This is a genomic window from Sphingomonas flavalba (genome assembly GCF_047553045.1).
Lineage (GTDB): Bacteria > Pseudomonadota > Alphaproteobacteria > Sphingomonadales > Sphingomonadaceae > Sphingomonas_L > Sphingomonas_L flavalba_A.
The window spans coordinates 1,414,535-1,440,462 of record NZ_CP180208.1 but is presented as its reverse complement, the minus strand read 5'-3'; the positions used below and the strand labels follow the sequence as shown (position 1 = coordinate 1,440,462).

The following is a 25,928-nucleotide window of genomic DNA, read 5'->3' as shown; positions in this document are numbered from 1 at the left end:
CGATCAGACACCGTTACTCGCCGCCGCCGGGGCCGGTCAGGCCGGGCTCCAGCAGGCGGTGGAGATGGACGACGACGTATTTCATCTCCGCATCGTCCACCGTGCGCTGCGCGGCGGCGCGCCATGCCTCTTCCGCCGACGTGTAGTCAGGGAACAGGCCAACGATATCGATCGTGTCGAGGTCCTTGAATTCCAGGGTTTGCGGGTCGCGGACACGGCCGCCGAACACGAGATGAAGCTTGCTCATGGCGCCCTTTCAGCCGAGCCGCGCGGCAGCGTCAATCCTGCTTGCGGCGTACGGTCTTCACCGCCGCCTCTCCGGCGTTGGTCGCGGCGCTGACCGCGTTGTCGAGCAGCTTGCGCGCCTGTTCACGCGCGGCGTCGGTGTTGACCCCAAGCGAATCGAGCGTTTCGGAACCTGCGCGTTTGGCTGCCCTGGCCGCTTCGCCGGCAGCATCGCGAATGCTGCGGCCGACACCGCCGAGCGCGTCGGCTTCCTTGCGGGTGCGGGGCAGTAGCGCCCCGATCGCCGCGCCGATCGCCAAACCGCCGATAAGCATCGACAGCGGATTCTTTTCGATACCGCCACTGGCCCGCTCACCGACGCGGCTGGCCTTCGCCCGGCCAGCGGAATAGGCGGCGGAAACCTTGTGGCGCGCTTCCTCGACCGTGCCCTCGGCACTGTCACGCACCGCCGCCGCCTTGTCCTTCAGGCGCTGGGCGGCGTCGGCGGCGCGTGGGCTTCCGCTGGAGTTCGTCGTCATGCTGTTCGCTCCTCGATGATGACGGGGCAGGGGGCCGGTTCGCGGCGGCGCTGATCGCCTGCGCGGTCAACGCTTCTGCCGACGGGACGGTCCTGTCCTCGGTGAAAAACCGGATGATCCAGCGCGCAATCGGCTTGCGCAGCAACCAGGCAAGGGCGGTAGCGCCGGTGGCGAACGCAGCGGCGGGGTTGCGCCGTGCGGCATCGACGCTGTCGTTTACCCATTCGCCGGCGCGCTGGCGCAACTCGCGCCCCGCCTCGATCATCAATGTCTGGGGGTCGAGGCGCTGCTGGATCTCGACCAGGCGGCTGGTCAGCCGCTCGCGTGCGGCGTGGGCGCGGCGTTCCGCCCGGTCCAGCACCTGCTTGCGGTCGATCATGGCTCCTCCGCGATCTGCGTCGCCCGATCGAACCAGCGAAAGGCGGCGGCGAGCAACGCCCCGGCGATTGCCAGCGCGATCACAGTAACGAGCAGCGCGGCGCCCAGCGCACCCAGTCGCGGCGCCAACGCCAGAACGATGCCGACCAGCAACGCGCTGATCGCCGCCTGGACGAGAATAATCGCGCCGACGGCCATCGCCAGCGCCGCACGCGACATCAGCAGCCGGTCGACCAGCTTCGCGCGCTGCAGCGTCAGCTCGGCGCGGACGTAACGCTCCGTATCCTCGATCAGTCCGGCGAAGAGTTCGCCGATCGGCGGCCTTTCGGTGTCCGGCGCGTTATCGCTCACCCCCGGCTCCGCGCCGTTCAGGCCGACTGGTCCGGGCCGCCCGCCTTGATCAGCCGGGCAAGCACGAAGCCGATCGCGGCAGCCGCGCCGATGGCGACGGCCGGGCTGTTGCGGACAAGATCGCGCGCCTCGTCCATCAGTTCGTCGACATCCTTCTTGCGCAGGTTGCCGGCCAGCCCGGCGATCGCATCGGCGGCGGTGCGGGCGTAACGGCCATATTGCTCGCCCATCCGGTCATCGACCTGCGAGGCGGCGTCCGTCATCATCCGCGCGACATTGTCGAGCGCATCGGTCGCCCGATCCTTGCCCTGATTGGCGTAGCTGCGCGCCTTGCTGCCTGCTTCGCCGGTCAGCCGCGCCGCTTCCGCCCGCACCTTGCCGGTCGCGGCGGCGGCGGCCTTGCGTGGCTTGGCAGCGGCCTTGGTCGCGGTGCCAGTCGCGCGCTTGCTTGCCGGCTTGGTCGCCGGCGCCTTGCGCGTCGCCGCCTTCTTCACCGGTCGGGCCGGTCGGGCAGCATCCTGCTTGCTGGGTACGTCGGTCATGCCAGTCCTTCCTCAGACACGTGCTGTTACGCGTCATGAACAATCGCCGTGGCGCGCGGGTTCCATTGCCTCGCGCGCCTCCCCTCGATAGAGCGCGAGCCACGTTCCGTCCACAAGGGAAGCCTCCTCCATGACCGCGATTCTCGACATCCACGGCCGGCAGATCATCGACAGCCGGGGCAACCCCACCGTCGAGGTCGATGTTTCGCTGGAAGACGGCAGCTTCGGGCGCGCGGCGGTGCCGTCCGGCGCGTCGACCGGCGCGTTCGAGGCGGTGGAGAAGCGCGACGGCGACAAAGCCCGCTGGCTGGGCAAGGGGGTGCAGGCGGCAGTCGACGCGGTCAACGAGGAAATCGCCGACGCGCTGCTCGGCTTCGACGCGGAAGATCAGGGCGAAGTGGACGCGGCGCTGATCGCGCTCGACGGCACCGACAACAAGGGGCGGCTGGGCGCCAACGCTATTCTGGGCGTCAGCCTGGCGGTGGCGAAGGCGGCGGCGGATGCGCGCGGCCTGCCGCTTTACCGCTATGTCGGCGGGGTGTCGGCGCATGTCCTGCCGGTGCCGATGATGAATATCGTCAACGGGGGCGTCCATGCCGACAACCCGATCGATTTTCAGGAATTCATGGTGATGCCGGTCGGCGCGCCGACGCTGGCGGAAGCGGTGCGCTGCGGTGCGGAGATCTTCCACACGCTGAAGGCGGCGCTCCATGCCAAGGGGCTGGCGACGGCGGTCGGCGACGAGGGCGGCTTCGCGCCCAATCTCGGCTCGACCACCGACGCGCTCGATTTCGTCATGGAGGCGATTGCCGCCGCCGGTTACACGCCGGGCGACGACGTGCTGCTCGCCCTCGATTGCGCCTCGACCGAATTCTTCCGCGACGGCGCCTATCAGATGACCGGCGAGGGCAAGGTCCGCTCCTCCGCTGATATGGTCGATTACCTTGCCGATCTCGTCGCGCATTACCCGATCGCGTCGATCGAGGACGGCATGGCGGAAGAGGATTATGCCGGCTGGAAGCTGTTGACCGACCGGATCGGTGACAAGGTTCAGCTGGTCGGCGACGACCTGTTCGTCACCAACCCGAAGCGGCTGAGCGACGGCATTGCCGGCGGGCTGGCCAACTCGCTGCTGGTCAAGGTCAACCAGATCGGCACGCTGACCGAAACGCTGGAGGCGGTCAGCATCGCCCAGCGCGCCGGCTATACGGCGGTGATGTCGCATCGTTCCGGCGAGACCGAGGACGCGACGATCGCCGACCTCGCCGTCGCCACCAATTGCGGGCAGATCAAGACCGGCAGCCTGGCGCGGTCGGACCGGCTGGCCAAGTATAACCAGTTGATCCGGATCGAAGAGGAACTGGGCGATGTCGCGCGTTATGCAGGGCGCGCGATATTCCGCCAAAATCGCGCTTGATTCGGCGACTCCGCTGTGATTCAACGAGGCGTGGCGCAGAAATCGAAAATCCGTTCGCTGTTGCGATCGGCCGCCGGCCCGGCGGTCGGTACGCTGGTGATCGCGTTTTTCGGTGGTTATGCGCTGGTCGGCCCCAACGGGGTACTGGCCTATGGCGACTACAGCCGCGCACTGACCGAGCGGCAGGCGGTCCTGGCGGAAACGAAGGCGCGCCATGACGCGTTGACCAGAAAGGTTGCGCTGCTCGACCCGAAGAAGGCCAACCCCGACATGGTCGACGAACTGGTCCGCAAGGAACTGGGCGTCGCCCACCCCGACGAGATCATCATTCCGCTCGACTGATCGGCGGGGGCGCACCCACGCCCGACATGTTGCCTCAACGAACGGCGTGCGCCTATAGGCGGGGAAACGTTCCGAACCGCATTTCTGAATGGAGAGCAGAGCTTGGCAAGAGCATCGACCGCCAAGGCCGCCAAGGGAGCCGCAACGCCGGCCACCCCCAACCGCGAGCGGCCGCCCGAGCCGCAGCGGTTCGAGGCCAGCAAGGACCAGCTGCTGGAATTCTATCGCCAGATGCTGCTGATCCGGCGGTTCGAGGAACGGGCGGGGCAGCTGTACGGCCTCGGCCTGATCGGCGGTTTCTGCCACCTCTATATCGGGCAGGAAGCAGTGGCGGTCGGCCTGCAGTCGGCGCTGGAGCCGGGCAAGGATTCGGTCATCACCGGCTACCGCGACCATGGCCACATGCTGGCTTACGGCATCGACCCGAAGATCATCATGGCGGAACTGACCGGGCGGCAGGCGGGAATCAGCCGGGGCAAGGGCGGGTCGATGCACATGTTCTCGACCGAACATAAATTCTACGGCGGCCATGGCATCGTCGGCGCGCAGGTGCCGCTCGGCACCGGCCTCGCCTTCACGCATAAATACCGCAATGACGGCGGGCTGTGCCTGGCTTATTTCGGTGACGGCGCCGCCAATCAGGGGCAGGTCTACGAAAGCTTCAACATGGCGGAGTTGTGGAAGCTGCCGGTGATCTTCGTCATCGAGAACAACCAGTATGCGATGGGCACCAGCGTCAACCGTTCCTCGGCGGAAGACCAGCTCTACCGGCGCGGCGAAAGCTTCCGCATCCCCGGCCTGCAAGTCGACGGGATGGACGTGCTGGCGGTGCGCGGCGCGGCGGAAACGGCGCGCGAATGGGTGAAGGCGGGCAAGGGGCCGGTGCTGCTGGAACTGAAGACCTACCGCTATCGCGGCCATTCGATGTCGGACCCGGCCAAGTACCGCTCGCGCGAGGAAGTGCAGGCGGTGCGCGACAAGTCCGACCCGATCGAACATGCCAAGCGCGAGCTTGAGGCGATGGGGCTCAAGGAAGACGCCCTGAAAGAAATCGACAAGGAAATCCGCGCGATCGTCGCCGAAGCCGCCGATTATGCCGAATCGACACCCGAGCCGCCCGAGGGCGAACTTTACACCGACGTTGTGGTGGACACCTACTGATGCCGATCGAGCTTAAGATGCCCGCCCTCTCCCCGACGATGGAGGAGGGCACCCTCGCCAAATGGCTGGTCAAGGAGGGCGACACCGTCCAGTCCGGCGACATCCTCGCCGAAATCGAGACCGACAAGGCGACGATGGAGTTCGAGGCAGTCGACGAAGGTACGATCGCCAGCATTCTGGTCGCCGAGGGCACCGACAATGTGAAGGTCGGCACGGTGATCGCGACGATCGCCGGCGAGGGTGAGGCGGCGGGTGATTCCGCGCCGAAGGCCGCCGCCCCGGCGACAGCGCAGGTGGCGGAAACGCCTGAAGCGGCACCGGCACCAGCCCCGGCTCCGGCGCGCCCCGCGGCAGTACCGGCGCCGGTGGCGCAGCCGATCCCGGAAGGGACGGAAATGGTCCGGCTGACGGTGCGTGAAGCCCTGCGCGATGCGATGGCGGAGGAAATGCGCGCCGACGACCGCGTGTTCGTGATGGGTGAAGAAGTCGCCGAATATCAGGGCGCCTACAAGGTCACGCAGGGGCTGCTCGACGAATTCGGCCCGCAGCGGGTGATCGACACGCCGATCACCGAATACGGCTTTGCCGGCGTCGGCACCGGCGCGGCGATGGGCGGCCTGCGCCCGATCGTCGAGTTCATGACTTTCAACTTCGCGATGCAGGCGATCGACCACATCATCAATTCGGCCGCCAAGACCAACTACATGTCCGGTGGTCAGATGCGCTGCCCGATCGTGTTTCGCGGTCCCAACGGCGCCGCCGCCCGCGTTGCCGCCCAGCACAGCCAGAATTACGCGCCATGGTATGCCAGCGTTCCCGGTCTGATCGTCATTTCGCCCTATGACGCGGCGGATGCGAAGGGGCTGTTGAAGGCTGCGATCCGCAGCACCGATCCGGTGGTGTTCCTGGAAAACGAGCTGCTTTACGGCCGCAGCTTCGACGTGCCGAAGCTCGACGACCATGTCGAGCCGATCGGCAAGGCGCGGATCGTCCGCCCTGGTCGCGACATCACCCTCGTCAGCTACTCGATCGGTGTCGGCATGGCGCTGGAGGCGGCCGAAACGCTGGCGGCGGAAGGGATCGAAGCGGAAGTCGTCGACCTGCGCACATTGCGCCCGCTGGACAAGGCGACGGTGCTGGGTTCGCTCGCGCGGACCAATCGCATGGTCGTCGTCGAGGAAGGCTGGCCGGTCTGCTCGATCGCGTCCGAAATCGTCACGATCGCGATGACCGAGGGTTTCGACGATCTCGACGCCCCGGTGCTGCGCGTGACCAACGAAGACGTGCCAATGCCCTACGCCGCCAATCTGGAAAAGCTGGCGCTGGTCAACCCGGCGCGGGTCGTCGCGGCGGCACGGGCGGTCTGCTATCGCTGATCCGGCCGCAACGCCGGATCAGGTGGTGTATTTGTTGCAGGTTGCCTTCGTGGCTTCCGGCGCCGGATTATAGATTTTTGACAGATCGCGCTCGTCGCGGACGATGAATGCCGCCGTGTAGCGGATCTTCGGTTTGCCGATCAGCGTGTCGCTGATCAGCGGCTGATAGTCGTAGCTGATCTCGACGAACATCACCGCGTTCTTGTCGGGCGCGGTGATCCGTTCCGTCGCCGGCCCCATGCCGGGCAAGGATGTGCCGGTGGCGCCGTCGCCCTCGACGCCATAGCTCGAATCATACTGGCGCAGCCCGATGCAGCGCTGCCAGTGAATCCACTGGCCGCCGTCGGCATTGCGTTCCAGGCTGGACAGGATGATCCGGCCATGGGTGGTAATGTCCATCTTCCCGGCCTGCTTCTTCGCCGCCTCGAACGTATCGTTGACATCGGATTCGCGAAACTGGGTCAGCGACAGCGCGCTGTCCTGGCCGATCCGCGATGCGTTGTCGGCCAGCCCCAGCGCGATCTGGCTGACCTGCATGTGGGTCATCGCATAGTTGGTCACTTCCAGCCCATACATCCCCATGCCGAGGATGATCGGCATCGAAAAAGCGAACTCGACCAGCGCGACGCCGGATTCGCAACGCCGCAACCTTGCGGCGCCGTCGCGCAGGCGGGTGAGGGATGCCATCATCATGGACAAATCACTTTCGATGAAACCTGCTGCTGCCCGAACGGCTGGTTGCGCAGCACGGTAGTCGCGGTCACCTGCTGCACTTCGGGGAAGCCGGCGGCGACCATGAACGGGAACAGCGTCGAGTAGCTCGCGGTGGTGGTGTAGCTGACGATGTCGTCGGCGCCGCCCAGCCCCTGCTTGCCGCGATCGGTATCCCAGCTGCCATTGCCGTTCACATCCTCGAAGCATTCGTCGCTGTCGCGGACGCCGTTGCCGTTGGCGTCGTTGAACGCCTCCGGTTTGCCAACGTCGCTGAAGCTGGCGTAGCTCATCCGCGTCGTCTGGAATGTCGCGCTGGGCGCGATCTGCCGGACCATCGCGATCACCTTGCCGTCGATCTCGTCAACGCTCGACGTCGCGCTCTCCAGCGTCGAATCGCGCCCGGCCTTGTTCAGCGCCCCCTGCAGGGTGGACCGGACATAGGCCTGGTAGGTCAGCTCGATGATACCCATCAGGAGCAGCAGCATCACCGGCAGGATCACCGCGAATTCGATGATCGTCACCCCCCGGTCGTCGCCATCGTGGCGCAGCAGAGTACGGAACCGGGCGATCACTTCGCCAGCCTCAGTTCGGCGATCTTGGTCGCGATCTGGCGGAAGGTGATCTGCAGGTCCTCGTCGCTCTTCGCGGTCAGCGCCTTGCCCGGATCGGCGCATTGGGCAAGTTTCGCGTTGTCGGCGTTGGCGGTGCCGAAACCAACCGTCCACACCGTGATGTTGCGCGCCCGCGCCGCCGCGCACACCGCCAGGAAACGGGATGTATGGCGATCGGCCAGCCTGCTCGAATTCAGGTCGCCGCCGGATACGCGCTGGTCGAGCGTCTCATAACCGTAGGTGCCATAGACCGAAGTGCTCGGCTCCATCTTGCCGTCGGTCATGAACACGATGTGCCGGTTGATCGGCCGCCCGTTCGGTGCGCTCGCGTTGCGGGCGCCGAAGATGCCGGTCGGCGAAATCAGCCGCGCGCCCCAGATCATCCCGATGTCGTGATAGGTGTTGCCACTGGCGGTGAAGTTCGACGCGTTGACATAGTTGTAAATCTGCGAGTGGGTCATCTCGTCCAGGTTGATCGCTGCCTTCGGGCAAACCGATGACGGGCGGCTGTTGTTGCTGTTGGTGACCTGCGGCGTGCCGGAACGGGCATAAATGATGTCCGGCCAGGACGGCTTCCACCGCGTCTCTTCCGAGTTCGGAACGGAATCGATGTTCAGGTCGAACGCATTCGGCGCGGTCGATTCGACCGGGTTGGAGAACGTCGCCTGCGTCACCCACTGACGTTCCTCGATGCAGCCGTTCCACGAACTGTCGCGCATCGTGTAATTGTTCCCGGTCCGCGTCTGGACGGTGTCGCCCAGCTTGAACCGGCTGGTGTCGAACGTCACCGGTTCGTAGGACCAGGTATAATTCGGCGTTTCCGTCTTGGTCGTCGAACGCTGCTGGGTTTCGGTCACGCTGCGACGCTGAAGCTCACAGGTGCCGATTGCACGGCCGCGACTGTCGTTGCCGGTCCTCGTCCAGTTGTCGCGATATTCGGTGACCGTCACCGTCCGCGTTTCCGTGCCGCCCGACACGCGCACGCCATCTGCATCCACGGTGGGCGCGCCCCAGTTGGTCGTATTGTTGCTTTCCGACGTCGAGTCGTTCGGCGACCTACAGTTGTTCTCGCGCACATTGTAGGTGGTGGAATAGGTCGTCCACGATCCGGTCGGGCTGGGGATGGCCGGCCAGCCATCGGACGAAATCGACGTCGTGTAGGTGCCGTTAGGGATACGTCGGCGCGACTGGTAGGTCCACGAATCGGCGAGGAACTCGGCCGGCAGCAATCCGCCGACATTGACCCCGGCCGAATAGGGAACGATACCGAAGCGCAGCCGCGCGTTCGAGGTGACCGCATTGTTCAGAATGTCGTAGAATCCGACCACCGCCGATTTCAGCGCCTCCAGCTTCGATCGGCTGTCGCCGGGCATCGTGCCATCCATCGATCCCGTCACGTCGAGCACGAACATCACGTCGGCATTCGGTACTTCCAGCTTGGCATCGCAACTGACCTGAATGGTCTTGGTGGGGGCACCGAACATCCGCATCAACGTCATCGGCACATCAGCGGCGGCGACGGCGGTCACCTGGCCCTCGTTCGTCGCCTGCGGCGTGAACACGATACCGGTGGTGCCGAAGCTGTCGGTCGGATAGTTGAAATTGAAGAAGTTGTGGGCCTGCGTTTCGGCGGCGCCGTCCAGCGTGGTCTTGGTCATCGCCCGGCGGGCGGCCAGCGCACCGGCGTCGCACGCCTGTTGCAGGCGGCTCTTGACCATGTACATGCGGCTGATATCGAAGGCCGACCCGACGATCCCCATCACCGGAAAGATCGCCGCGGCCATGATCGCGAGGGTATTGCCACTGGTGTCGAAGATCAGCCTGCCGAGCCGGCGCTTCGTCCGTGTATCTGTCCGTCCATACGCCATGCGAATGAGCCCCACCCCTGGGAAGGCAATTCTTCCTGAATGGGCCCCCATGCCCCATCCGCAGCTAATGACGGCTGAAATGGGACGGTTAATGCCGCATTTTCCACATTTCCCGCGAATTGCGAAATGAGCGCAGAAGCCGCAGCCGTGGATCCGGAGCGCCGCCTCGCCGTCGCCTACGCGCCGGAAGGGGCGCGTGGAGCGCTGCTGACACTGTGGCGGCTGGACGCGACACTGGCCGATGTCGTGCGCACCACGACCGAGCCGACGATCGGCCGGATGCGGCTGACCTGGTGGTACGATGCGTTGCTCGCGCTGGATGACGGGCCGCCGGCGGCCGAGCCGCTGCTCGCCCTGTTCGCCGACATCCTGCCGGAACGCGGTGTGCCGCCGGCGCGGCTGACTCCGCTGATCGACGGCTGGGAAGCGCTGCTCGATCCACTGCCGTTGAAGCCTGACGCGCTGGATGACTATGCGCGGGGCAGGGGGGGCGGGCAGTTCCGCGCCGCCGCCGCGTTGATCGGCGTCGATCCACCGGACGGGATCGACGCCGCCGGGCAGCTATGGGCGCTGGTCGACCTAGCGTTTCACATCAGCGATCCGGTGACCGCAGAGCGGGCGATCACGGCCGCACGGGTGGTTTCCACCCAGGTGCCGCGCCGCTGGCCTTCCGCGTTACGCGCGCTTGGTCTGCTGACCGTGCTCGCTCGCCGCGATGCCGGCGCCGGGCTGGCGCACCGACCAAGGCCGGGTGCACCCCGGCGCGTGATCCGTGGCCTTTGGCATGCTATATCAGGCCGTTAGCTGAGTCGACGAGCGGGGGCGTTCGGCATGGGGCGGTTTCTGGCGGGGGTGGGATCGACATTGCTGCTGGTCGCCGCCGGATTCTTCTGGTGGCAGGGGGCGGCGCAGCGCGACACGGTGGATCGGCCGGACGCCCCGCCGGCCGCGCTGGCGACAGAGCCGCTCGCCATGCCGCCACAGGCGGATGAGCGGAGTCGCGAGCAGAAGCGCTTCGACCGCTACGACAAGGACCGCAATCAGGCGATCAGCCGCGAGGAATATCTCGCCAGCCGCCGCAAGGCCTTTGCCCGGCTCGACCTGAACCATGACGGCCGGCTGGATTTCGACGAATGGGCGAAGAAGACCACCGATAAATTCGCCCGTGCGGACGCCGACCATTCCAACGCGCTGACCCGCGCCGAATTCCTGACGACGCGGGTGGTCCGCAAGACGCCGGTCCGCCGCGATTGCCCGCCGCCACGCGCCGTCGACGGCGACGAAGGCTGAGCTAAGGCGTCAGGCCCAGGCGGAAAGCGCGGCGCGGGCGCGGGCGGCGATCAATCCCTTGCGGTCGGCCTTGCGCGCGCGCTCGTCCAGCGGCGGGAACAGCCCGAAATTGACGTTCATCGGCTGGTAGGTCGCCGCGTCGGCGCCGCCGGTGATATGGCCGAGCAGCGCGCCCAGCGCGGTTTCGCGCGGGGGCAGGGCGGCGTCGCGTCCTTCGGCCTCCGCACAGGCAAAGCGGCCGGCGAGCAGGCCGATCGCGGCGGATTCGACATAGCCCTCGCAGCCGGTGATCTGCCCGGCGAAGCGGATATGCGGGTGGCTTTCCAGCCGCAGCCAGGGGTCGAGCAGCGCCGGCGCGTTGATGAAGGTGTTACGGTGCAACCCGCCCAGCCGGGCGAACTCGGCGTTCTCAAGGCCCGGTATCGTGCGGAACAGGCGGACCTGCTCGGCATGTTTCAGCTTGGTCTGGAAGCCGACGATGTTCCACAGCGTGCCCAGCGCATTGTCCTGCCGCAACTGGACGACGGCATAGGGCCAGCGGCCGGTGCGCGGGTCGTCCAGGCCGACCGGCTTCATCGGGCCGAAGCGCAGCGTGTCGAAACCGCGTTCCGCCATCACCTCGATCGGCATGCAGCCGTCGAAATAGGGGGTGTCGCGTTCCCATTCCTTGAACGCGGTCTTTTCGCCGTCGATCAGCCCCTGATGGAACGCCGCATACTGGTCGCGGTCGAGCGGACAGTTGATGTAATCCTTGCCGTCGCCCTTGTTCCAGCGCGACTGGAACCAGGCGACCGACATGTCGATGCTGTCGCGGTGGATGATCGGCGCGATCGCGTCGAAAAAGGCGAGGGCGTTCGCCCCGGTATGCGCGCCGATCGACTCCGCCAGCCGCGCGGCGGTCAGCGGGCCGGTGGCGACGATGGTCGCGCCACTCTCCGGCAGCACGTCGACCCGGCGGCGGACGATCTCGATATTCGGGTGGGCGGCAAGCGCGGCGGTCACGCCGGCGGAAAATCCGTCTCGGTCGACCGCCAGCGCCGATCCGGCTGGCACCCGGTGCCGGTCCGCCTCGCGCAGGATCAGCGAACCGAGCGCGCGCATTTCGGCATGGAGGAGGCCGACGGCGTTGCGCTCTGCATCGTCGGACCGGAAACTGTTCGAGCAGACCAGCTCGGCCAGATGGTCGGTCTGGTGGGCAGGCGTACCTTCGCCGCTGCCGCGCATTTCAAACAGGCGCACCGGCACCCCGGCTTCGGCCAGCTGCCATGCCGCTTCCGAACCGGCGAGGCCGCCGCCGATAATTTCAATTTTGTCGGTCATGGCAAAAGGCGATAGAGGGTGGGCGGGGGAGAGGCGAGGGGCTTTGGCGCAAACGGTCTTCACAATCGGCTACGAAAAGGCAACCGTGCCCGAACTGATCGGCGCGCTCGCCGCCGCCGATGTCGATCTGGTGGTCGACGTGCGGGCGATCACCAGTTCGCGCCGCCCCGGTTTCTCCAAGTCCGCGCTCGCCGCCGAACTGGCCGAGGCCGGTATCGGCTATCGCCACCTGCGCGCGCTCGGCACGCCAAAGGCGGGGCGGGACGCCGCGCACAAAGGAGATGTCGCGACGATGCACGCCATCTACGACCAGCAACTCGAACTGCCCGAAGCGCAAGCCGAGGCGGCGATCCTGCGCGACCTTGTCGCCAGCCACCGCGCGGCGCTGCTCTGCTACGAACGCGAACCCGCCGGCTGCCACCGCACCTTCCTGCTGCAGGCGGCGGTGCCCGGCACCACCGTCGTGGATCTTTATCCGTGAGCGGCGCGCGGCTGCTGCTGGTCGCGGCGGTGATCGCCGGGCTCAGCTATCCGCTCGGCTGGGCACTGGGCCTGCCGGCGGCGGCCAGCCTGGCGTGGAAAGGTGCGGGCGTCGGCCTGCTCGCGCTGTGGGCGGCGGCTGAGGCGCGCAGCCTCGACGGCTGGCTGCTTGTCGTCGTGCTGGCGTTCGGCGCGCTTGGTGACGTGCTGCTGGAGCGCGACATGGTGCTCGGCGCGACCGCATTCGTCGCCGGCCACTGCGTCGCGATCCGGCTATACTGGCGCAACCGCCGGGCTGCGCTGACGGTCACCCAGCGGGCATTGGCGCTGCTGACCGTGCCGTTGGCGGTGTTGGTCGCCTTCCTGCTGCCCGCCGACCGGACGATGGCGGCGACGGCCGCCGCCTATACGCTGTTCGTCGCCGCGATGGCCGCCTGCGCCTGGGCAAGCCGCTTCCCGCGCTATCGTACCGGCATCGGCGCGATGCTGTTCCTCGCGTCCGACCTGCTGATCTTCGCGCGCATGGGGCCGCTCTCCGGCGGCGGCGGCGCGCTCGGCCTTGCCATCTGGCTCAGCTATTTCGTCGGGCAGGCCCTGATCGCGGTCGGCGTCCGGTCGACGCTAAGCTTACGTAGCGAGGCTTAGGGGCAAAGGCATAGCGGCGGCGGTCAGGCCGCCGTGCCGCCATCCGCCGCCACGTCCGCCTCGCCGTCGCCATCCTCATCGTCCTGGCTGTCGCCGATCCGGGCGGCGGAAACGACCTGCTCCGCATCGGCAACGTCGAACAGCCGCACCCCGGCCGATCCGCGCCCGATGACGCGCAAGCTGTCCAGCCCCATGCGGATCAGCTTGGCCTGATCGGTAACCAGCATCAGTTGATCGGTCTGGATCGCCGGGAAGCTGGCGACGACCAGGCCGTTGCGGGCGATATTGTCGATGTTGGTAATGCCCTGGCCACCGCGCCCGGTGCGGCGGTATTCATAGGCCGAAGACAGCTTGCCGTAGCCGTTGGCGCAAACGGTGAGCACGAATTGCTCCTTCGCCTGCAATTCCGCGAAACGTTCGGCATCCATCTGGGGGGCGCTGTCCTTTTCCGCCTTCCACGGCGCGTGGCGCAGGTAATCCTCGCGCTCATCCTGGTCACGCATGCCGCCACGGTGGAGGATCGACAGCGAGATCACCTCGTCGCCGTCGGCCAGCCGCATGCCGCGCACACCGGTGGAATTGCGGCTCTGGAACTCGCGCACGTCGTCGCCGGCAAAGCGAATCGCCTTGCCGTGGCGGGTGGCGAGCAGCACGTCGTCCTGCTCGTTGAGCAGCGCAACGCCAATCAGCCGGTCGTCCGCATCCTCGCCCTCGAACTTCATCGCGATCTTGCCGTTTGACGGCACGTTGGTGAACGCGTCCATGCTGTTGCGGCGCACGCTGCCCTTCGCCGTCGCGAACATGACGTGCAGCTTGCCCCATTCCGCCTCGTCTTCCGGCAGCGGCAGCACGGTTGAAATCGTCTCGTCCTTGTCGAGCGGCAACAGGTTGATCATCGGCCGCCCGCGCGTCGCCGGTCCGCCTTCCGGCAGGCGCCACACCTTCATCCGATACACCTTGCCGGCGGTGGAGAAGAACAGCACCGGCGTGTGTGTCGAGGTGACGAACAGCTCGGTGACGACATCCTCGTCCTTGGTCGACATGCCGGCCCGGCCCTTGCCGCCGCGCCGCTGCGCGCGGAACGTGTCGAGCGAGGTGCGCTTGATATAGCCGTCGAGGGTGACGGTCACGACCATCTCTTCGCGCTCGATCAAGTCCTCGTCGTCGATGCCGTCGGCGGCCGGGGCAATGGTGGTGCGGCGGGGGGTGGCGAACTCGTCGCGCACCGCTTCCAGCTCCTCGCGCATCACCGCGTAGAGCTTGACCCGGTCGCCGAGGATGGCGAGCAGATAGCCGATGCTGTCGGCCAGCTGTTTCAGCTCGTCGCCGATCTCGTCGCGGCCGAGCGCGGTGAGCCGGTGCAGGCGCAGGTCAAGGATGGCGCGGACCTGCGCTTCCGACAGGCGGTAGCTGTCACCGCCGGTCACATCCTCGACCGCCTCGACCAGCCGGATATACGGCGCGATCTCTTCGACCGGCCATTCGCGGGCGAGCAGGGCGGCGCGCGCCTCCGCCGGGCTGGCCGACCCACGGATGATCCGCACCACCTCGTCCAGGTTGGTGACCGCGATGACCAGACCCAGCAACAGATGGGCGCGGTCGCGTGCCTTGGCCAGCTCGAACTTGGACCGGCGGGTGATGACCTCTTCGCGAAAGCTGATGAAGGCGCTGACGATGTCGAGCAGGGTCAGCGTTTCCGGCCGCCCGCCACGGATGGCGAGCATGTTGGCCGGGAAACTGGTCTGCGCCGGGGTGTGTCGCCACAGCTGGTTCAGCACCACCTCCGCCGTCGCGTCGCGGCGCAGGTCGATGACGATGCGGACGCCTTCGCGGTTCGACTCGTCGCGAATGTCGCTGACGCCTTCGATCCGCTTGTCCTTCGCCGCCTCGGCAATGCTCTCGACCAGCCGGTTCTTGCCGACCTGAAACGGAATCTCGGTCAGCACGATCGACCGGCGGTCGCCGCGCCCTTCCTCGATCGTGTGGCGGCTGCGCATCATGATCGATCCGCGCCCGCTGTTATAGGCCGCCCGCGCGCCGCCCTGACCCAGAATCAGCGCGCCGGTCGGGAAATCGGGGCCGGGCACATGTTCGATCAGCTGGTCGATGGTGATCGCCGGATTGTCGATATAGGCGACGCAGGCGCTCAGCACCTCGCCCAGATTGTGCGGCGGCACGTTGGTCGCCATGCCGACGGCGATGCCGCCGGCGCCGTTGACCAGCAGGTTGGGGAAACGCGCCGGCAACACCTGCGGCTCGCGCTCTGACCCGTCATAGTTGGGTTGGAAATCGACGGTGTCCTTGTCGATATCGTCGAGCAGGACGGTGGCAACCTTGGCCAGCCGCGCCTCGGTGTAACGCATCGCCGCCGCTTCGTCCGGGTCCATCGAGCCGAAATTGCCCTGCCCGTCGATCAGCGGTACGCGCAGCGACCAGTCCTGCGCCATGCGGACCAATGCGTCGTAGATCGAGGAGTCGCCGTGCGGGTGATACTTACCCATCACGTCACCGACCAGGCGGGCGGACTTGCGATAAGGCTTGCCGGCGACGAACCCGGCTTCGTGCGCGCCATAAAGGATGCGGCGGTGGACCGGCTTCAACCCGTCGCGCACATCGGGCAGCGCGCGAGAAACTATGACCGACATGGCATAGTCGAGGTAGCTGGTCTTCATCTCGTCGACGATATTGACGGGAGAGATATCGGAAGGGTCGGCGAGCAAGGTCGCGTCGTCGGTCAACGTCAGGGCTTTCGGACTGTGATGCGGAATGCACGGCATTAGCGGATCGCCATGCTTATGACCACCCCGCGCGGGGGCGTGCGCGCGCGCGAGCCCAGGATGGCCTCGCCCGCTGCAAGACCGCCCGCGCGACGAACCGGTCCAAGCGAGCGACGGTTTGCAGCGGCTTGAGATGGCGGCGCCGGAACGACGGGTTTAGGCCGGAATCCTTGGGAACACGCTATTCAATAGCGGTTCATGCCCGAACGCCGATGGTGGAACCGGTTCCGCCTTGCGTGCTTTGGGACAGAACCATAGGACGATGACCGGGCCAGGACGATCGGCCACGGGATCGCTTGAGGAGGCATGATGAAGAAGATTTCAACCCTGCTGCTTGGCGCCGCTCTGACGCTCGGCATGGTCAGCAGCCCGCTCTTGTCCCCGGCCTTCGCCAAGAAGAAGGAGGAGCCGAAGGACGCCAACAGCTTCAAGCCGGAATTGAGCAAGGAATTCCGCGCCGCGATCGCTCCGGTCGACAAGGCGATGAAGGACAAGGATTTTGCGACCGCCCAGACCAAGCTGAGCGAAGCGGCGGCCGTCGCTAAACTCCCCGACGAGAAATTCTACGTCGCCAATTTCCAGCTGCAGCTCGGTCAGGAAACCAAGGATCAGGCGCTGCAGTTCAAGGGCATCGACGGCATGCTCGAATCCGGCTCGCAGGCCGCGGCGCCGAACCGCGCAAAGCTGCTGTTCTATTCGGGGCAGGCCGCGTATTCGAACAAGGATTACCCGACGGCGATCCGCCGGCTGAGCGAGGCGGAGCAGGCCGGCAACCAGAATGTCGACGTCTATCTGCTGCTCGCCGAATCCTATTTCAAGCAGGACCAGATCCCCGCCGGCCTCGGCTATGTCGAGCGCGCGGTGCAGATCGAAACCGCCGCCGGGCGCAAGGCGCCGGAAGACTGGTACAAGCGGGCGGCGTCGGTCGCCTATTCAGCCAAGCAGATGCCGGAAGTGGCGAAATGGACCAGGCTTCAGGTCGCCGCCTATCCGACATCGGAAAACTGGCGCAGCGCGCTGCTGATCTATCGCGACACCGGCACGCTCGACAGCCCGGCGACGCTTGACCTCTATCGGCTGATGCGGGCGAGCAAGGCGATCACCAGCGAACGCGATTTCTATGAATACGCGCAGCTTGCTTCCGATCGTGGCCTGCCGGGCGAGGCGGTCGCGGTCATCGACGAGGGCGCCGCCAGCGGCAAGCTCAACAAGGCGACGCCGGGCATCTCCGACGTCTACAAATCGTCGAGCGAAAAGCTGTCGGCCGACAAGGCATCGCTGCCGGCATCGGAGAAAGCGTCCGCCACCGGCAAGGACGGCAAGATCGCCCAGAGCACCGCCGAGGCGTTTCTGAGCTACGGCAACTACGCCAAGGCGGCGGAACTGTACAAAATGGCGCTGGCCAAGGGCAATGTCGACACCAACGTCGTCAACACCCGCCTCGGCATCGCGCTGGCGCTGTCCGGCAGCAAGGAAGAGGCGAAGGCCGCGTTCGCCGCGGTCAACGGCGCCCGCACCGACCTGGCCAAGTTTTGGGTCGAATGGCTGGAACAGCCGGTCACCGGCGCCTGACGCCACCCGCCCGCACCGGGGCTGGCTCCGCCGGAGTCAGCCCCGGTCGGGTATCGGAACCCCCGGATCGTCCTTCGACGTGCGGATGGTCAGCGACGTCTTGACGCTGGCGACATTCGGCGCGGTGGTCAGGGACGAGGTCAGGAAGCTCTGAAATGCCTGAAGGTCTTCGGCGACGATCTTCAGGATGAAATCGATTTCGCCGTTCAGCATGTGGCATTCGCGCACATTGGGCAGCGTCGCGACATGCTCCTCGAACGCCCGCAAGTCCGATTCCGCCTGACTGCGGAGGCTGACCAGCGCGAACACGCTGATGCCATAGCCAAGAACGATCGGGTCGAGCGCCGCGTGATAGCCACGGATCACCCCGCGCTGCTCCAGCGCTCTCACCCGCCGCAGGCAGGGCGGAGCGGTCAGCCCGACTTCCGCCGCCAGGTCGACATTGGTCATTCGTCCATCGCGCTGGAGCGCCGCGAGAATCTGCAGGTCGATCGAGTCAAGCAGCGGGGCGGCCATGTTTCTGTATTTTTCCATTCATATCCTGCCGGGTAACATAATAAAGTTGCAGGCAAAAGCAATTGTCCCACATTGCGACGTGCCGAAAAGAACACTGTCGCGACAATCACCGCAGGTTTAAGGACCGTGAACCTATGGCGTGGTAGCGCGTCGGGTGCGCGGAAGTGGAGGAATTCGGTTGCGCTTTGATGACAGGCTGGCGACCGTGATGGCCCAGCCGCCCGCCGATGCGGCGGCGCGGATCGCTATGTGGTGCCAGCTCGTCGACCTCGTTGCGCAAACCGCCGGGGACGACTCGCTGTCCTGCCTCGATGATGCCTATGCGATGCTGCGCGAATGGCGCGCCGACGTCCCCCGCGACCGGCGGCATGCGGCGGCGGCGGCGCTGGCCGGCCGCCGGGTGCCTGCGCGCCTCGTCACCTTTTTCGCCGAAGACGATGCCGCGATCACCGCGCCGGTCATCGGCGGCGCCCGCCTGACCGATGCCGACTGGGTTGCGCTGGTGCCGCGCCTGTCGCCGGTTGCGCGCGCCTTGCTGCGCCATCGTCGCGATCTCGGCGCTGCCGTCGGCCGCGCCCTTGCCAGTTATGGCGCCACCGATTTCGTCCTGCCGGGCGCGATTGCACCGGCCACACCGCCGGCCCAGATAGTGCCGATCGACACGGCGACTCCATCCACGGCGGCTTTCGCCGGCAGCGAACTGGCCGAACTCGTTGCCCGGATCGAGGCTTTCCGTCGCGACCGGCGCCCGCCGGAACCCCAGCCGGAAACCGCCGCGGCACTGCCGGATTGCCACGCCTTCACCTTTGAAACCGATACCGACGGCGCGATCAGCTTCTGCGGCGGGGCGCCCCGTGCCCAGCTCGTCGGCTTGTCGATCGCCGATACGGGGGAGGGGGACCATGGCGTCGACGGCCACGCCGCCGGGGCCTTCCGGCGCCGCGCACCGTTCCGCGATGCGCGCTTGCGGGTGCCGGGCGAAGCGGGCGCCGCCGGCGACTGGCGGATTTCAGCGGTTCCGTGCTTCGATCCACGTGCCGGCCGGTTTCTAGGCTTTCGCGGCAGCGCCCGGCGCCCCCGCGCCGACGAGCGGGCGGAAACCGCCGGCCACGGCCTGCACGGTTCCACCCTAGGCGGGGAATCGCTGCGCCAGCTGGTCCATGAAATTCGCACGCCGCTGAACGCGATCATCGGCTTTGCCGAAATGATCGACCAGCAGGTGCTTGGCCCGGCGGCGGCCGACTATCGCGGGCGAGCGGGCGCAATCCTGGGCGATGCGCGCCGGCTGCTCGACACCGTCGACGATCTCGACGTCGCCGCGCGGGTCGAAAGCGCCCAGCGCCAGGCCAGCGCTCACGACGGCAGCAGCGACATCGCCGCGCGGATCGCCGCGATCGGCGCCGAGCTGGATCAGTTGACCGAAACGCGCGGCGTCGCCCTGGCGCTGCGCATCGCGCCGGGGCTGGCCCCGATCGCCGTCGACCAGGCCCCGCTGGACCGGATGGTGTCGCGCCTGCTCGCCGCCACCGTCGGGCTGGCGACGGAAGGCGAGCGGATCGCGGCAACAGTGGATGTCGACAGCGCCGATCGCGCCCGCATCTGCCTGAGCGTCGACCGGCCGGCGGCCATCGCCGGGCAGGGCGAACGCGCGCTGCTCGACCCCGGCTACAGTCCCGACGGCGACTGGCCGGACGCGCCAACCCTGGGGCTTGGCTTCACGCTGCGGCTGGTCCGCAATCTTGCCGAGGCAGCCGGTGGGCGACTCGATATCGCCGCCGACCGCTTCGTCCTGACCCTGCCTACCGTTACGCGCGAGGTCGTCGAACGCGAGGATCGGGGCTGACACCGGGCGTGGCCGATCCCGCCTCCGCCGGCCGGCTCGATTGCCCGCCAACGCCGGAGCGGGGCGCGATCTGCACCGACGCGCTCATCCGCCAAGGATTAGCGCTCGATCTGTCAGTCCGGCCGCTGTTCAGCTATGCGGCGGAAGGCGGGCCGGACTTCACCGATTTCGACAGCCGATTATGGGCGGGCCCCGTTCGCGGTGCCGCTGGGCACCAGCCTGATCGGACGCTGGCGGCGCTTGCCGAATTCTGGCGCTGGTGGGACGCGATGTTCACCTTCCTCGCCCGCGAAGGGGGAGAACGGCTGTCGACGGACGCGCTGGTCGCGCTCGTTCGCGGCAGAGATGGGATTTAATGGTCGGGGAGACAGGATTCGAACCTGCGACCCTCTGCTCCCAAAGCAGATGCGCTACCAGACTGCGCTACTCCCCGACGACATGACCGGCCACCGGCTTGCCATGCGGCAATGCGCTGGTGGGCCCGGCAGGATTCGAACCCGCAACCAAGCCGTTATGAGCGGCCGGCTCTACCATTGAGCTACAGGCCCCGCCATGCGCGGGCCGGCGATAGCGGAGAGGCTCCGCCGCTGTCTAGCGGGCAAAGTAAAAGGGGCGATCCGGTGGACCGCCCCTTTCCCGTTTCCGGCCAGCCACGCGGTGCGCGGCCGGTTGGAATTACTTGTTGGCGACCGCGTCAGCCGCGTCCGACGCAACGTCAGCAACGTTGCTGGCGGCGTCGTGCAGGTTGGCGGCGGCGTTGTCGAGGGCCGCTTCGGTCGAAGCGTTGGCGGCGTTGTCGGCCAGCGCGTCAAGGCTGTCGGCAGCGTTCTCGACCAGCGCGGCAGCGTTGTCGCCTTCGGCTTCAACGTTGGCGGCTTCCGGCGAACTGTTGCACGCGGCCAGGGTCATCAGGCCGGCGGCAGCCAGAACAAAGGAGATCTTCTTCATTCGTGTTGCTCCCAAAATTCAAAATTTCACGCCGGCCCGAAATGCCGTCGCGAGCGGCCCCCAATAAAGGGATTTGCAATACGGTCAACGCAAAACCGCTGTAACGGATGCCTCGGGGTGTCGCAAGCGGCGCTTTGCGGAGGGAGCGAAGGAGGCCGCGCCGCGCCATTCCGCGCCGTCCCGGCCAATCGGCCTGCCGGTCGCGTGGCAACCGAAACGGTGGTGGAGAAACGCCGGCCCGCGCCGCGCGGCCCGGCATCTCAGGCCCCGGCCGCCGTCAGAGAACGGGAAAACGCACGTCGAGTCGATTGGCGCGCCACCCGCGCAGCCGGTTTGCCAATGTGCCGCCAACCGGCTAGTGGCGGCGCGGATTTCCGATCATAATCTTTGCAAGTGGAGCCGACCAAGTGGCCGTCCAGTACAGCTTCGTCATGAAAGGCCTGACCAAGACCTTCCCCGGTGCGCAGAAACCGGTGCTTAACAACATCCATCTTCAGTTCCTGCCAGGCACCAAGATCGCGATCATCGGCGTCAACGGCGCCGGCAAGTCGACGCTGATGAAGGTCATGGCCGGGCTGGATACCGATTACAGCGGAGAGGCGTGGGCCGCCGAAGGCATCCGTGTCGGCTATCTGGCGCAGGAGCCGCAGCTCGACCCCAAGAAGACGGTCAAGGAAAATGTCATGGACGGCGTCCGCCCGGTCGCCGACATGCTCGATCGCTTCAACGAGATCAGCATGCTGATGGCGGACCCGCCGGAGGACGCCGATTTCGATGCGCTCCTCGCCGAGATGGGCGAGCTTCAGGAAAAGATCGACGCCGTCGACGGCTGGACGCTGGACAACCAACTGGAAATCGCGATGGAGGCGCTGCGCTGTCCGCCCGGCGACGCCAGCGTCGAGAACCTGTCCGGCGGCGAGAAGCGCCGGGTGGCGCTTTGCCGCCTGCTGCTGGAAAAGCCGGAAATCCTGCTGCTCGACGAACCGACCAACCACCTCGACGCCGAAAGCGTCGCCTGGCTGGAAAAGCACCTGATCGACTATCCCGGCAACGTCATCCTCGTCACCCACGACCGCTATTTCCTCGACAATGTCGTCGGCTGGGTGCTCGAACTCGATCGCGGCCGCGGTATTCCGTTCGAGGGCAACTACTCCAACTGGCTGGAACAGAAGGCCAAGCGGCTGGAGCAGGAAGACCGCGAGGAGGAAGGCCGGCAGAAGGCGATCAAGGAAGAGCTGGAGTGGATTCGCAAGTCGCCCAAGGCGCGGCAGACCAAGTCCAAGGCGCGTATCCGTGCATTTGACGAACTGGTTGAAAAACAGGCGGACCGCCGCCCCGGTGCCGCCCAAATCCTTATCCAGATCCCCGAACGGCTGGGCAGCAGCGTCATCGAGGCGAAAGGCCTGAGCAAGAGCTTCGGCGACAAGCTGCTGTTCGACGATCTGAACTTCAGCCTGCCGCCGGGCGGCATCGTCGGCGTGATCGGCCCGAACGGCGCCGGTAAGACGACGCTGTTCAAGCTGATCACCGGTCAGGAACAACCCGACTCCGGCGAAATCAAGGTCGGTGAGACGGTGCGCCTGGGCTATGTCGACCAGAGCCGCGACCATCTCGATCCGAACAAGAACGTCTGGCAGGAGGTGTCGGACGAACTCGACATTTTCCGCTTCGGCAAGCACGAGATCGCGTCGCGCGCCTATGTCGGCGCGTTCAACTTCAAGGGCACCGACCAGCAGAAGAAGGTCGGCCAGCTCTCCGGCGGTGAACGCAACCGCGTCCACATGGCCAAGATGCTGCGCAAGGGCGGCAACGTTCTGCTGCTCGACGAACCGACCAACGACCTCGACGTCGAAACGCTGCGCGCATTGGAAGAGGCGCTGGAGAATTTCGCCGGCTGCGCCGTGGTCATCAGCCACGATCGCTTCTTCCTCGATCGTCTCGCCACCCACATCCTCGCGTTCGAGGGCGACAGCCATGTCGAGTGGTTCGAAGGCAATTTCGAAGCCTATGAGGAAGACAAGCGGCGCCGCCTCGGCGACGCCGCCGACCGGCCGACGCGGGTCAGCTACAAGAAACTGACGCGCTGATTTCGTCCGCCATACGCCTGCGCAACCGGGCGTATGGCGGGTGCCCTGTTTCGATATCCGTACGGGAACGCGGCAAACCCCGTCGCTCGACGGCGCCGCCTTATCGCACCCGCTTCACGTAGACCAATCCGCTCTCGCGCCTTTCGACGGCGAAATTCGGTATTGCCGCGATAAGATCGGACAGGCGCGAATAGCCGTAGTTGCGGGCGTCGAACGACGACCGGTTGCCGACGCGCTGCCCCAGTTCCGACAGGCTGGCATAACCGCGCTCGTCCCGTTTGGACGCTTTGAACGCGGCGCCGAGCAGGTTGATCAGGTCGTCGTCGAAGATTGCTTTGGCGCCGGTGCTTCCCCCGGCCTGCGCGTCTGCGCCGTCGGCCGGGTCGACATCATCCGGTTCGATGGCGCTCGCCAGCGCGTCGACATCGATGAAGCGGGTGCAGGCCTGCCGGAATCCTTCCGGTGTCTTCTGGCTGCCGAAACCGTAGACCGGCAGGCCCGCCTGGCGGATCCGCATCGCCAGTGGCATGAAATCGCTGTCGCTCGACATGATTCCGAAGCCGTCGACGCGACCGCCGAACAGAAGGTCCATCGCGTCGATGGTCATCTTCATGTCCGTGGCGTTCTTGCCCTTGGTGATATCGAACTGCTGCTGCGGCTCGATGGCGTAGCGATGGGTCATCTCCGACCACCGCTTCAACTGCGGCTTGCTCCAGTTTCCATAGGCGCGTCGGACATTCACCGTCCCCAGTTCGACCAGCACGGTCAGAACCGGATCAAGCGCATCGGGCGACGCATTGTCCGCGTCGATCAGCAGGGCGATATTGCCGCTCGCCGCGTTCCGTCCGTTGGACATCCTAGCGCCTTCGTCCCTCGTCGATGCTCCACGGCCCCGGTCCGGCGGCGGCGATGTAGAGGAAGGTGAAGCAGAACAGGATCGCCGCGTCGCCGCCGTTCAGCGCCGGAAACGGCGATCCCGGCGCATGGGCGATCCAGTAGGCGAACGCCATCTGGCCGGACAGCAGGAAAGCGACCGGTCGGGTGAACAGGCCGAGCAGCAACAACGCGCCGCCGCCCACCTCCAGAATTGCGGCGAACCACAGCAGGCTGCCGGCCGGCGGCATCATCTCCGCCGCCGGAAAGCCGAACAGTTTCTGGGTGCCATGCTCGATGAACAGCAACGCGGCGACGATACGCAGGATACTCAGCAGCCTGGGCGCCCAGGCCTGAAATTGATTTGGCATCATTCCTCTCCGCGCCTGACTTCAGGCTCAGGCAGGTTCGAACGCGCCGGTCTGTTCGTCAAGCAGGTGCAGAATCCCGTCGGCAATGGCGAAATAGGCGCCGTGCAGCGTCACCAGCCCCAGCGACTCGCGCCGGGCGATGTTGGGGAAGGTGCGGAGGTTGTTGAGGCCGACGCGCACCGTCTCATGCTCCATCGCGCGACGAGCCGGGCCGTGGATGTCGTCGCCATGCTCGGCGACGATCCGTTCGCGCGCCTCGTCGAGCAGGTCGATCCAGTGGGCGATGAAGCCGCCTTCGCCCGGCTTCGCGTCCTTGAACGACTGGCTGAGCGAGGCGCCGCAGCCGCCGCACATGCCGTGCCCCATCACCACGATGTCGCGCACCTCCAACTCCATCACCGCGAATTCCAGCGCCGCCGACACGCCGTGGCGCCCGCCGCCGACCTCGTAGGGCGGCACCAGATTGGCGACGTTGCGGACGACGAAGATCTCGCCGGGTGACGTATCGAAGATTTCGGCCGGGTCGCAGCGGCTGTCCGAACAGGCGATGATCATCGTGCGCGGGTGCTGCCCTTCCGACAGTTCCGCCCAGCGGCTGCGCTGCGTTGCCCAGCCATTGGCGCGGAAACGACGGTATCCGGCAAGCAGGTTGGTGTAGTCCGTCATGAGTCGCGCCCCGTTTCCTGTTTTTGGTGTCGGGCGCCCGCATGACTCCGAAAGGGCAGGGGTGGCAAGTCCCGCCTATCGACGCTATCTGCACGCGATGAGCGAAGCAGACCCCGTTCTCCGTCCGGCACGGACCCGCAAACCAGACTGGATTCGCGTCAAGGCGCCGACCTCCGCCGGTTTTGCCGAGACCAAGGCGCTGATGCGCCGTCTCAACCTGGCCACGGTGTGCGAGGAGGCGGCCTGCCCGAATATCGGCGAGTGCTGGACCAAGAAGCACGCGACGGTGATGATCCTGGGCGACACCTGCACCCGCGCCTGCGCCTTCTGCAACGTCAAGACCGGCATGCCGCGCATGGTCGACGCGCAGGAACCGCAGCATGTCGCCGACGCGGCGGCAGAGCTTGGCCTGCAGCACATCGTCGTCACCTCCGTCGATCGCGACGACCTCCCCGATGGCGGCGCCTCGCAATTCGTCAAGGTGATCGAGGCGCTGAGGCGGACGACGCCGCAGACGACGATCGAGATCCTGACGCCGGATTTCCGCAACAAGGCGGAAAGCGCGATCGAGTCGATCGTCACCGCCCGGCCGGATGTCTACAACCACAATCTGGAAACGGTGCCGCGGCTCTACCCGACGATCCGGCCCGGTGCGCGCTATTATGCGTCGCTGCGTCTGCTTGAAAGCGTCAAGCGCCACGATCCGTCGATCTTCACCAAGTCCGGCATCATGCTGGGGCTGGGCGAGGAACGGCTGGAAGTCCATCAGGTGATGGACGACATGCGTTCCGCCGACATCGATTTCATGACGATGGGCCAGTATCTCCAGCCGACGCCGCGCCATGCCAAGGTGGCGGAATTCGTCACCCCGCAGAGCTTCGGCGCCTATGCCGCGATCGCGCGGGCCAAGGGCTTCCTGCTCGTCGCCTCGTCGCCGCTGACGCGGTCCAGCTACCACGCCGATGCCGATTTCGCCCGCCTGCGCGCGGCGCGCGAGGCGAAGCTGGCGGGCTGAC

28 protein-coding genes and 2 tRNA genes are annotated in these 25,928 nt (G+C 66.4%); 13 read left to right on the top strand and 17 right to left on the bottom strand.

The annotated features are described in order from the left end of the window. Positions 1-13 precede the first annotated feature (13 nt). From ACMT1E_RS06875 to ACMT1E_RS06855, 5 genes are read right to left on the bottom strand one after another with little or no spacing between them, the layout of a single operon-like run. Positions 14-247 carry a DUF4170 domain-containing protein gene (locus ACMT1E_RS06875; RefSeq protein ID WP_414902959.1) on the bottom strand — a complete coding sequence of 78 codons (234 nt, stop codon included), beginning with the start codon at positions 245-247 and terminating at the stop codon, positions 14-16. A gap of 31 nt (positions 248-278) precedes the next feature. Beyond that, complete coding sequence (locus ACMT1E_RS06870; protein WP_414902958.1) at positions 279-764, bottom strand: hypothetical protein; 486 nt, start codon at positions 762-764, stop codon at positions 279-281. Next, entirely contained in the window at positions 685-1,143 is a 459-nt protein-coding gene (locus tag ACMT1E_RS06865) for a hypothetical protein (protein WP_414902956.1), read from the bottom strand. The genes ACMT1E_RS06870 and ACMT1E_RS06865 overlap by 80 nt, the downstream gene beginning before the upstream one ends. Beyond that, positions 1,140-1,493, bottom strand: coding sequence for a phage holin family protein (locus tag ACMT1E_RS06860; protein WP_414902955.1), 354 nt, complete (start codon positions 1,491-1,493; stop codon positions 1,140-1,142). The genes ACMT1E_RS06865 and ACMT1E_RS06860 overlap by 4 nt, the downstream gene beginning before the upstream one ends. A gap of 17 nt (positions 1,494-1,510) precedes the next feature. Continuing rightward, on the bottom strand, positions 1,511-2,035 hold the full coding sequence (locus ACMT1E_RS06855; RefSeq protein ID WP_414902953.1) for a hypothetical protein: 525 nt from the start codon (positions 2,033-2,035) through the stop codon (positions 1,511-1,513). Between the two features lie 130 nt (positions 2,036-2,165). On the opposite strand from ACMT1E_RS06855, the gene eno reads away from it, so the two are divergent. The 4 genes from eno to ACMT1E_RS06835 all read left to right on the top strand — a co-directional run bounded on the left by eno (position 2,166) and on the right by ACMT1E_RS06835 (position 6,331). Next, on the top strand, positions 2,166-3,452 hold the full coding sequence (gene eno, locus ACMT1E_RS06850; RefSeq protein WP_414902951.1) for a phosphopyruvate hydratase: 1,287 nt from the start codon (positions 2,166-2,168) through the stop codon (positions 3,450-3,452). 30 nt (positions 3,453-3,482) lie between these two features. Continuing rightward, positions 3,483-3,794 (top strand): FtsB family cell division protein, encoded by a 312-nt coding sequence (locus ACMT1E_RS06845; RefSeq protein WP_414902950.1) that lies wholly within the window; start codon positions 3,483-3,485, stop codon positions 3,792-3,794. Positions 3,795-3,896: 102 nt separating this feature from the next. After that, a complete protein-coding gene (gene pdhA, locus ACMT1E_RS06840; protein WP_414902949.1) occupies positions 3,897-4,955 on the top strand; it encodes a pyruvate dehydrogenase (acetyl-transferring) E1 component subunit alpha in 1,059 nt (352 codons plus the stop codon). Further along, complete coding sequence (locus ACMT1E_RS06835; RefSeq protein ID WP_414902947.1) at positions 4,955-6,331, top strand: pyruvate dehydrogenase complex E1 component subunit beta; 1,377 nt, start codon at positions 4,955-4,957, stop codon at positions 6,329-6,331. The genes pdhA and ACMT1E_RS06835 overlap by 1 nt, the downstream gene beginning before the upstream one ends. Before the next feature lie 18 nt (positions 6,332-6,349). Here the strand turns inward: ACMT1E_RS06835 and ACMT1E_RS06830 are convergent, their stop codons facing one another. From ACMT1E_RS06830 to ACMT1E_RS06820, 3 genes are read right to left on the bottom strand one after another with little or no spacing between them, the layout of a single operon-like run. After that, the gene (locus ACMT1E_RS06830) at positions 6,350-7,024 is read right to left on the bottom strand and encodes a TadE/TadG family type IV pilus assembly protein (RefSeq protein WP_414902945.1); all 675 of its coding nucleotides are present in this window, start codon (positions 7,022-7,024) and stop codon (positions 6,350-6,352) included. Beyond that, positions 7,021-7,617 (bottom strand): TadE/TadG family type IV pilus assembly protein, encoded by a 597-nt coding sequence (locus ACMT1E_RS06825; protein WP_414902943.1) that lies wholly within the window; start codon positions 7,615-7,617, stop codon positions 7,021-7,023. The genes ACMT1E_RS06830 and ACMT1E_RS06825 overlap by 4 nt, the downstream gene beginning before the upstream one ends. Beyond that, positions 7,614-9,524 (bottom strand): pilus assembly protein TadG-related protein, encoded by a 1,911-nt coding sequence (locus ACMT1E_RS06820; RefSeq protein ID WP_414902941.1) that lies wholly within the window; start codon positions 9,522-9,524, stop codon positions 7,614-7,616. Before ACMT1E_RS06820 ends, ACMT1E_RS06825 begins: the two co-directional genes overlap by 4 nt. A gap of 147 nt (positions 9,525-9,671) precedes the next feature. Between ACMT1E_RS06820 and ACMT1E_RS06815 the strand changes: the two genes are divergently transcribed. Both ACMT1E_RS06815 and ACMT1E_RS06810 read left to right on the top strand, forming a co-directional pair. Then, on the top strand, positions 9,672-10,328 hold the full coding sequence (locus ACMT1E_RS06815) for a squalene/phytoene synthase family protein (RefSeq protein WP_414902939.1): 657 nt from the start codon (positions 9,672-9,674) through the stop codon (positions 10,326-10,328). A 27-nt stretch (positions 10,329-10,355) separates the two neighbouring features. Further along, a complete protein-coding gene (locus ACMT1E_RS06810; protein ID WP_414902937.1) occupies positions 10,356-10,814 on the top strand; it encodes a histidine kinase in 459 nt (152 codons plus the stop codon). Positions 10,815-10,823: 9 nt separating this feature from the next. On the opposite strand, the gene trmFO is transcribed toward ACMT1E_RS06810, so the two are convergent. Further along, positions 10,824-12,134 carry a methylenetetrahydrofolate--tRNA-(uracil(54)-C(5))-methyltransferase (FADH(2)-oxidizing) TrmFO gene (gene trmFO, locus ACMT1E_RS06805; RefSeq protein WP_414902935.1) on the bottom strand — a complete coding sequence of 437 codons (1,311 nt, stop codon included), beginning with the start codon at positions 12,132-12,134 and terminating at the stop codon, positions 10,824-10,826. Between the two features lie 43 nt (positions 12,135-12,177). Between trmFO and ACMT1E_RS06800 the strand changes: the two genes are divergently transcribed. Continuing rightward, positions 12,178-12,615, top strand: coding sequence for a DUF488 family protein (locus ACMT1E_RS06800; RefSeq protein ID WP_414902933.1), 438 nt, complete (start codon positions 12,178-12,180; stop codon positions 12,613-12,615). Further along, positions 12,612-13,259: a lysoplasmalogenase family protein gene (locus tag ACMT1E_RS06795; protein ID WP_414902931.1), complete on the top strand. Its 648-nt coding sequence runs from the start codon at positions 12,612-12,614 to the stop codon at positions 13,257-13,259. Before ACMT1E_RS06800 ends, ACMT1E_RS06795 begins: the two co-directional genes overlap by 4 nt. 23 nt (positions 13,260-13,282) lie before the next feature. On the opposite strand, the gene gyrA is transcribed toward ACMT1E_RS06795, so the two are convergent. Continuing rightward, entirely contained in the window at positions 13,283-15,931 is a 2,649-nt protein-coding gene (gene gyrA / locus ACMT1E_RS06790; RefSeq protein ID WP_414903303.1) for a DNA gyrase subunit A, read from the bottom strand. A gap of 414 nt (positions 15,932-16,345) precedes the next feature. Here gyrA and ACMT1E_RS06785 point away from each other — a divergent pair, with 414 nt between their 5' ends. Further along, positions 16,346-17,608: a tetratricopeptide repeat protein gene (locus tag ACMT1E_RS06785; protein WP_414902929.1), complete on the top strand. Its 1,263-nt coding sequence runs from the start codon at positions 16,346-16,348 to the stop codon at positions 17,606-17,608. Between the two features lie 36 nt (positions 17,609-17,644). Here ACMT1E_RS06785 and ACMT1E_RS06780 read toward each other — a convergent pair whose 3' ends face one another. After that, positions 17,645-18,124, bottom strand: coding sequence for an Lrp/AsnC family transcriptional regulator (locus ACMT1E_RS06780; protein WP_414903301.1), 480 nt, complete (start codon positions 18,122-18,124; stop codon positions 17,645-17,647). Between the two features lie 208 nt (positions 18,125-18,332). Here ACMT1E_RS06780 and ACMT1E_RS06775 point away from each other — a divergent pair, with 208 nt between their 5' ends. Next, entirely contained in the window at positions 18,333-19,967 is a 1,635-nt protein-coding gene (locus tag ACMT1E_RS06775; protein WP_414902927.1) for a sensor histidine kinase, read from the top strand. An 8-nt stretch (positions 19,968-19,975) separates the two neighbouring features. After that, a complete protein-coding gene (locus tag ACMT1E_RS06770; RefSeq protein WP_414902925.1) occupies positions 19,976-20,323 on the top strand; it encodes a hypothetical protein in 348 nt (115 codons plus the stop codon). Here the strand turns inward: ACMT1E_RS06770 and ACMT1E_RS06765 are convergent. The 3 genes from ACMT1E_RS06765 to ACMT1E_RS06755 all read right to left on the bottom strand — a co-directional run bounded on the left by ACMT1E_RS06765 (position 20,324) and on the right by ACMT1E_RS06755 (position 20,915). Continuing rightward, positions 20,324-20,400 (bottom strand) — tRNA-Pro (locus tag ACMT1E_RS06765). It abuts the gene before it with no gap. A 40-nt stretch (positions 20,401-20,440) separates the two neighbouring features. Next, positions 20,441-20,515: transfer RNA gene (locus ACMT1E_RS06760), tRNA-Ile, on the bottom strand. A 127-nt stretch (positions 20,516-20,642) separates the two neighbouring features. Next, complete coding sequence (locus ACMT1E_RS06755) at positions 20,643-20,915, bottom strand: hypothetical protein (RefSeq protein ID WP_414902923.1); 273 nt, start codon at positions 20,913-20,915, stop codon at positions 20,643-20,645. A gap of 407 nt (positions 20,916-21,322) precedes the next feature. On the opposite strand from ACMT1E_RS06755, the gene ettA reads away from it, so the two are divergent. Next, positions 21,323-23,002 carry an energy-dependent translational throttle protein EttA gene (gene ettA / locus ACMT1E_RS06750; RefSeq protein ID WP_414902921.1) on the top strand — a complete coding sequence of 560 codons (1,680 nt, stop codon included), beginning with the start codon at positions 21,323-21,325 and terminating at the stop codon, positions 23,000-23,002. Between the two features lie 100 nt (positions 23,003-23,102). On the opposite strand, the gene ACMT1E_RS06745 is transcribed toward ettA, so the two are convergent. The 3 genes from ACMT1E_RS06745 to ACMT1E_RS06735 are packed head-to-tail and all read right to left on the bottom strand — an operon-like array spanning position 23,103 to position 24,912. Beyond that, positions 23,103-23,858 (bottom strand): NYN domain-containing protein, encoded by a 756-nt coding sequence (locus ACMT1E_RS06745; RefSeq protein ID WP_414902920.1) that lies wholly within the window; start codon positions 23,856-23,858, stop codon positions 23,103-23,105. A 1-nt stretch (position 23,859) separates the two neighbouring features. Next, complete coding sequence (locus ACMT1E_RS06740; RefSeq protein ID WP_414902918.1) at positions 23,860-24,246, bottom strand: DoxX family protein; 387 nt, start codon at positions 24,244-24,246, stop codon at positions 23,860-23,862. A gap of 27 nt (positions 24,247-24,273) precedes the next feature. After that, positions 24,274-24,912, bottom strand: coding sequence for a carbonic anhydrase (locus ACMT1E_RS06735; RefSeq protein WP_414902916.1), 639 nt, complete (start codon positions 24,910-24,912; stop codon positions 24,274-24,276). A gap of 97 nt (positions 24,913-25,009) precedes the next feature. Here ACMT1E_RS06735 and lipA point away from each other — a divergent pair, with 97 nt between their 5' ends. Beyond that, positions 25,010-25,927, top strand: coding sequence for a lipoyl synthase (gene lipA / locus ACMT1E_RS06730; protein WP_414903300.1), 918 nt, complete (start codon positions 25,010-25,012; stop codon positions 25,925-25,927). Position 25,928: the final 1 nt, after the last annotated feature.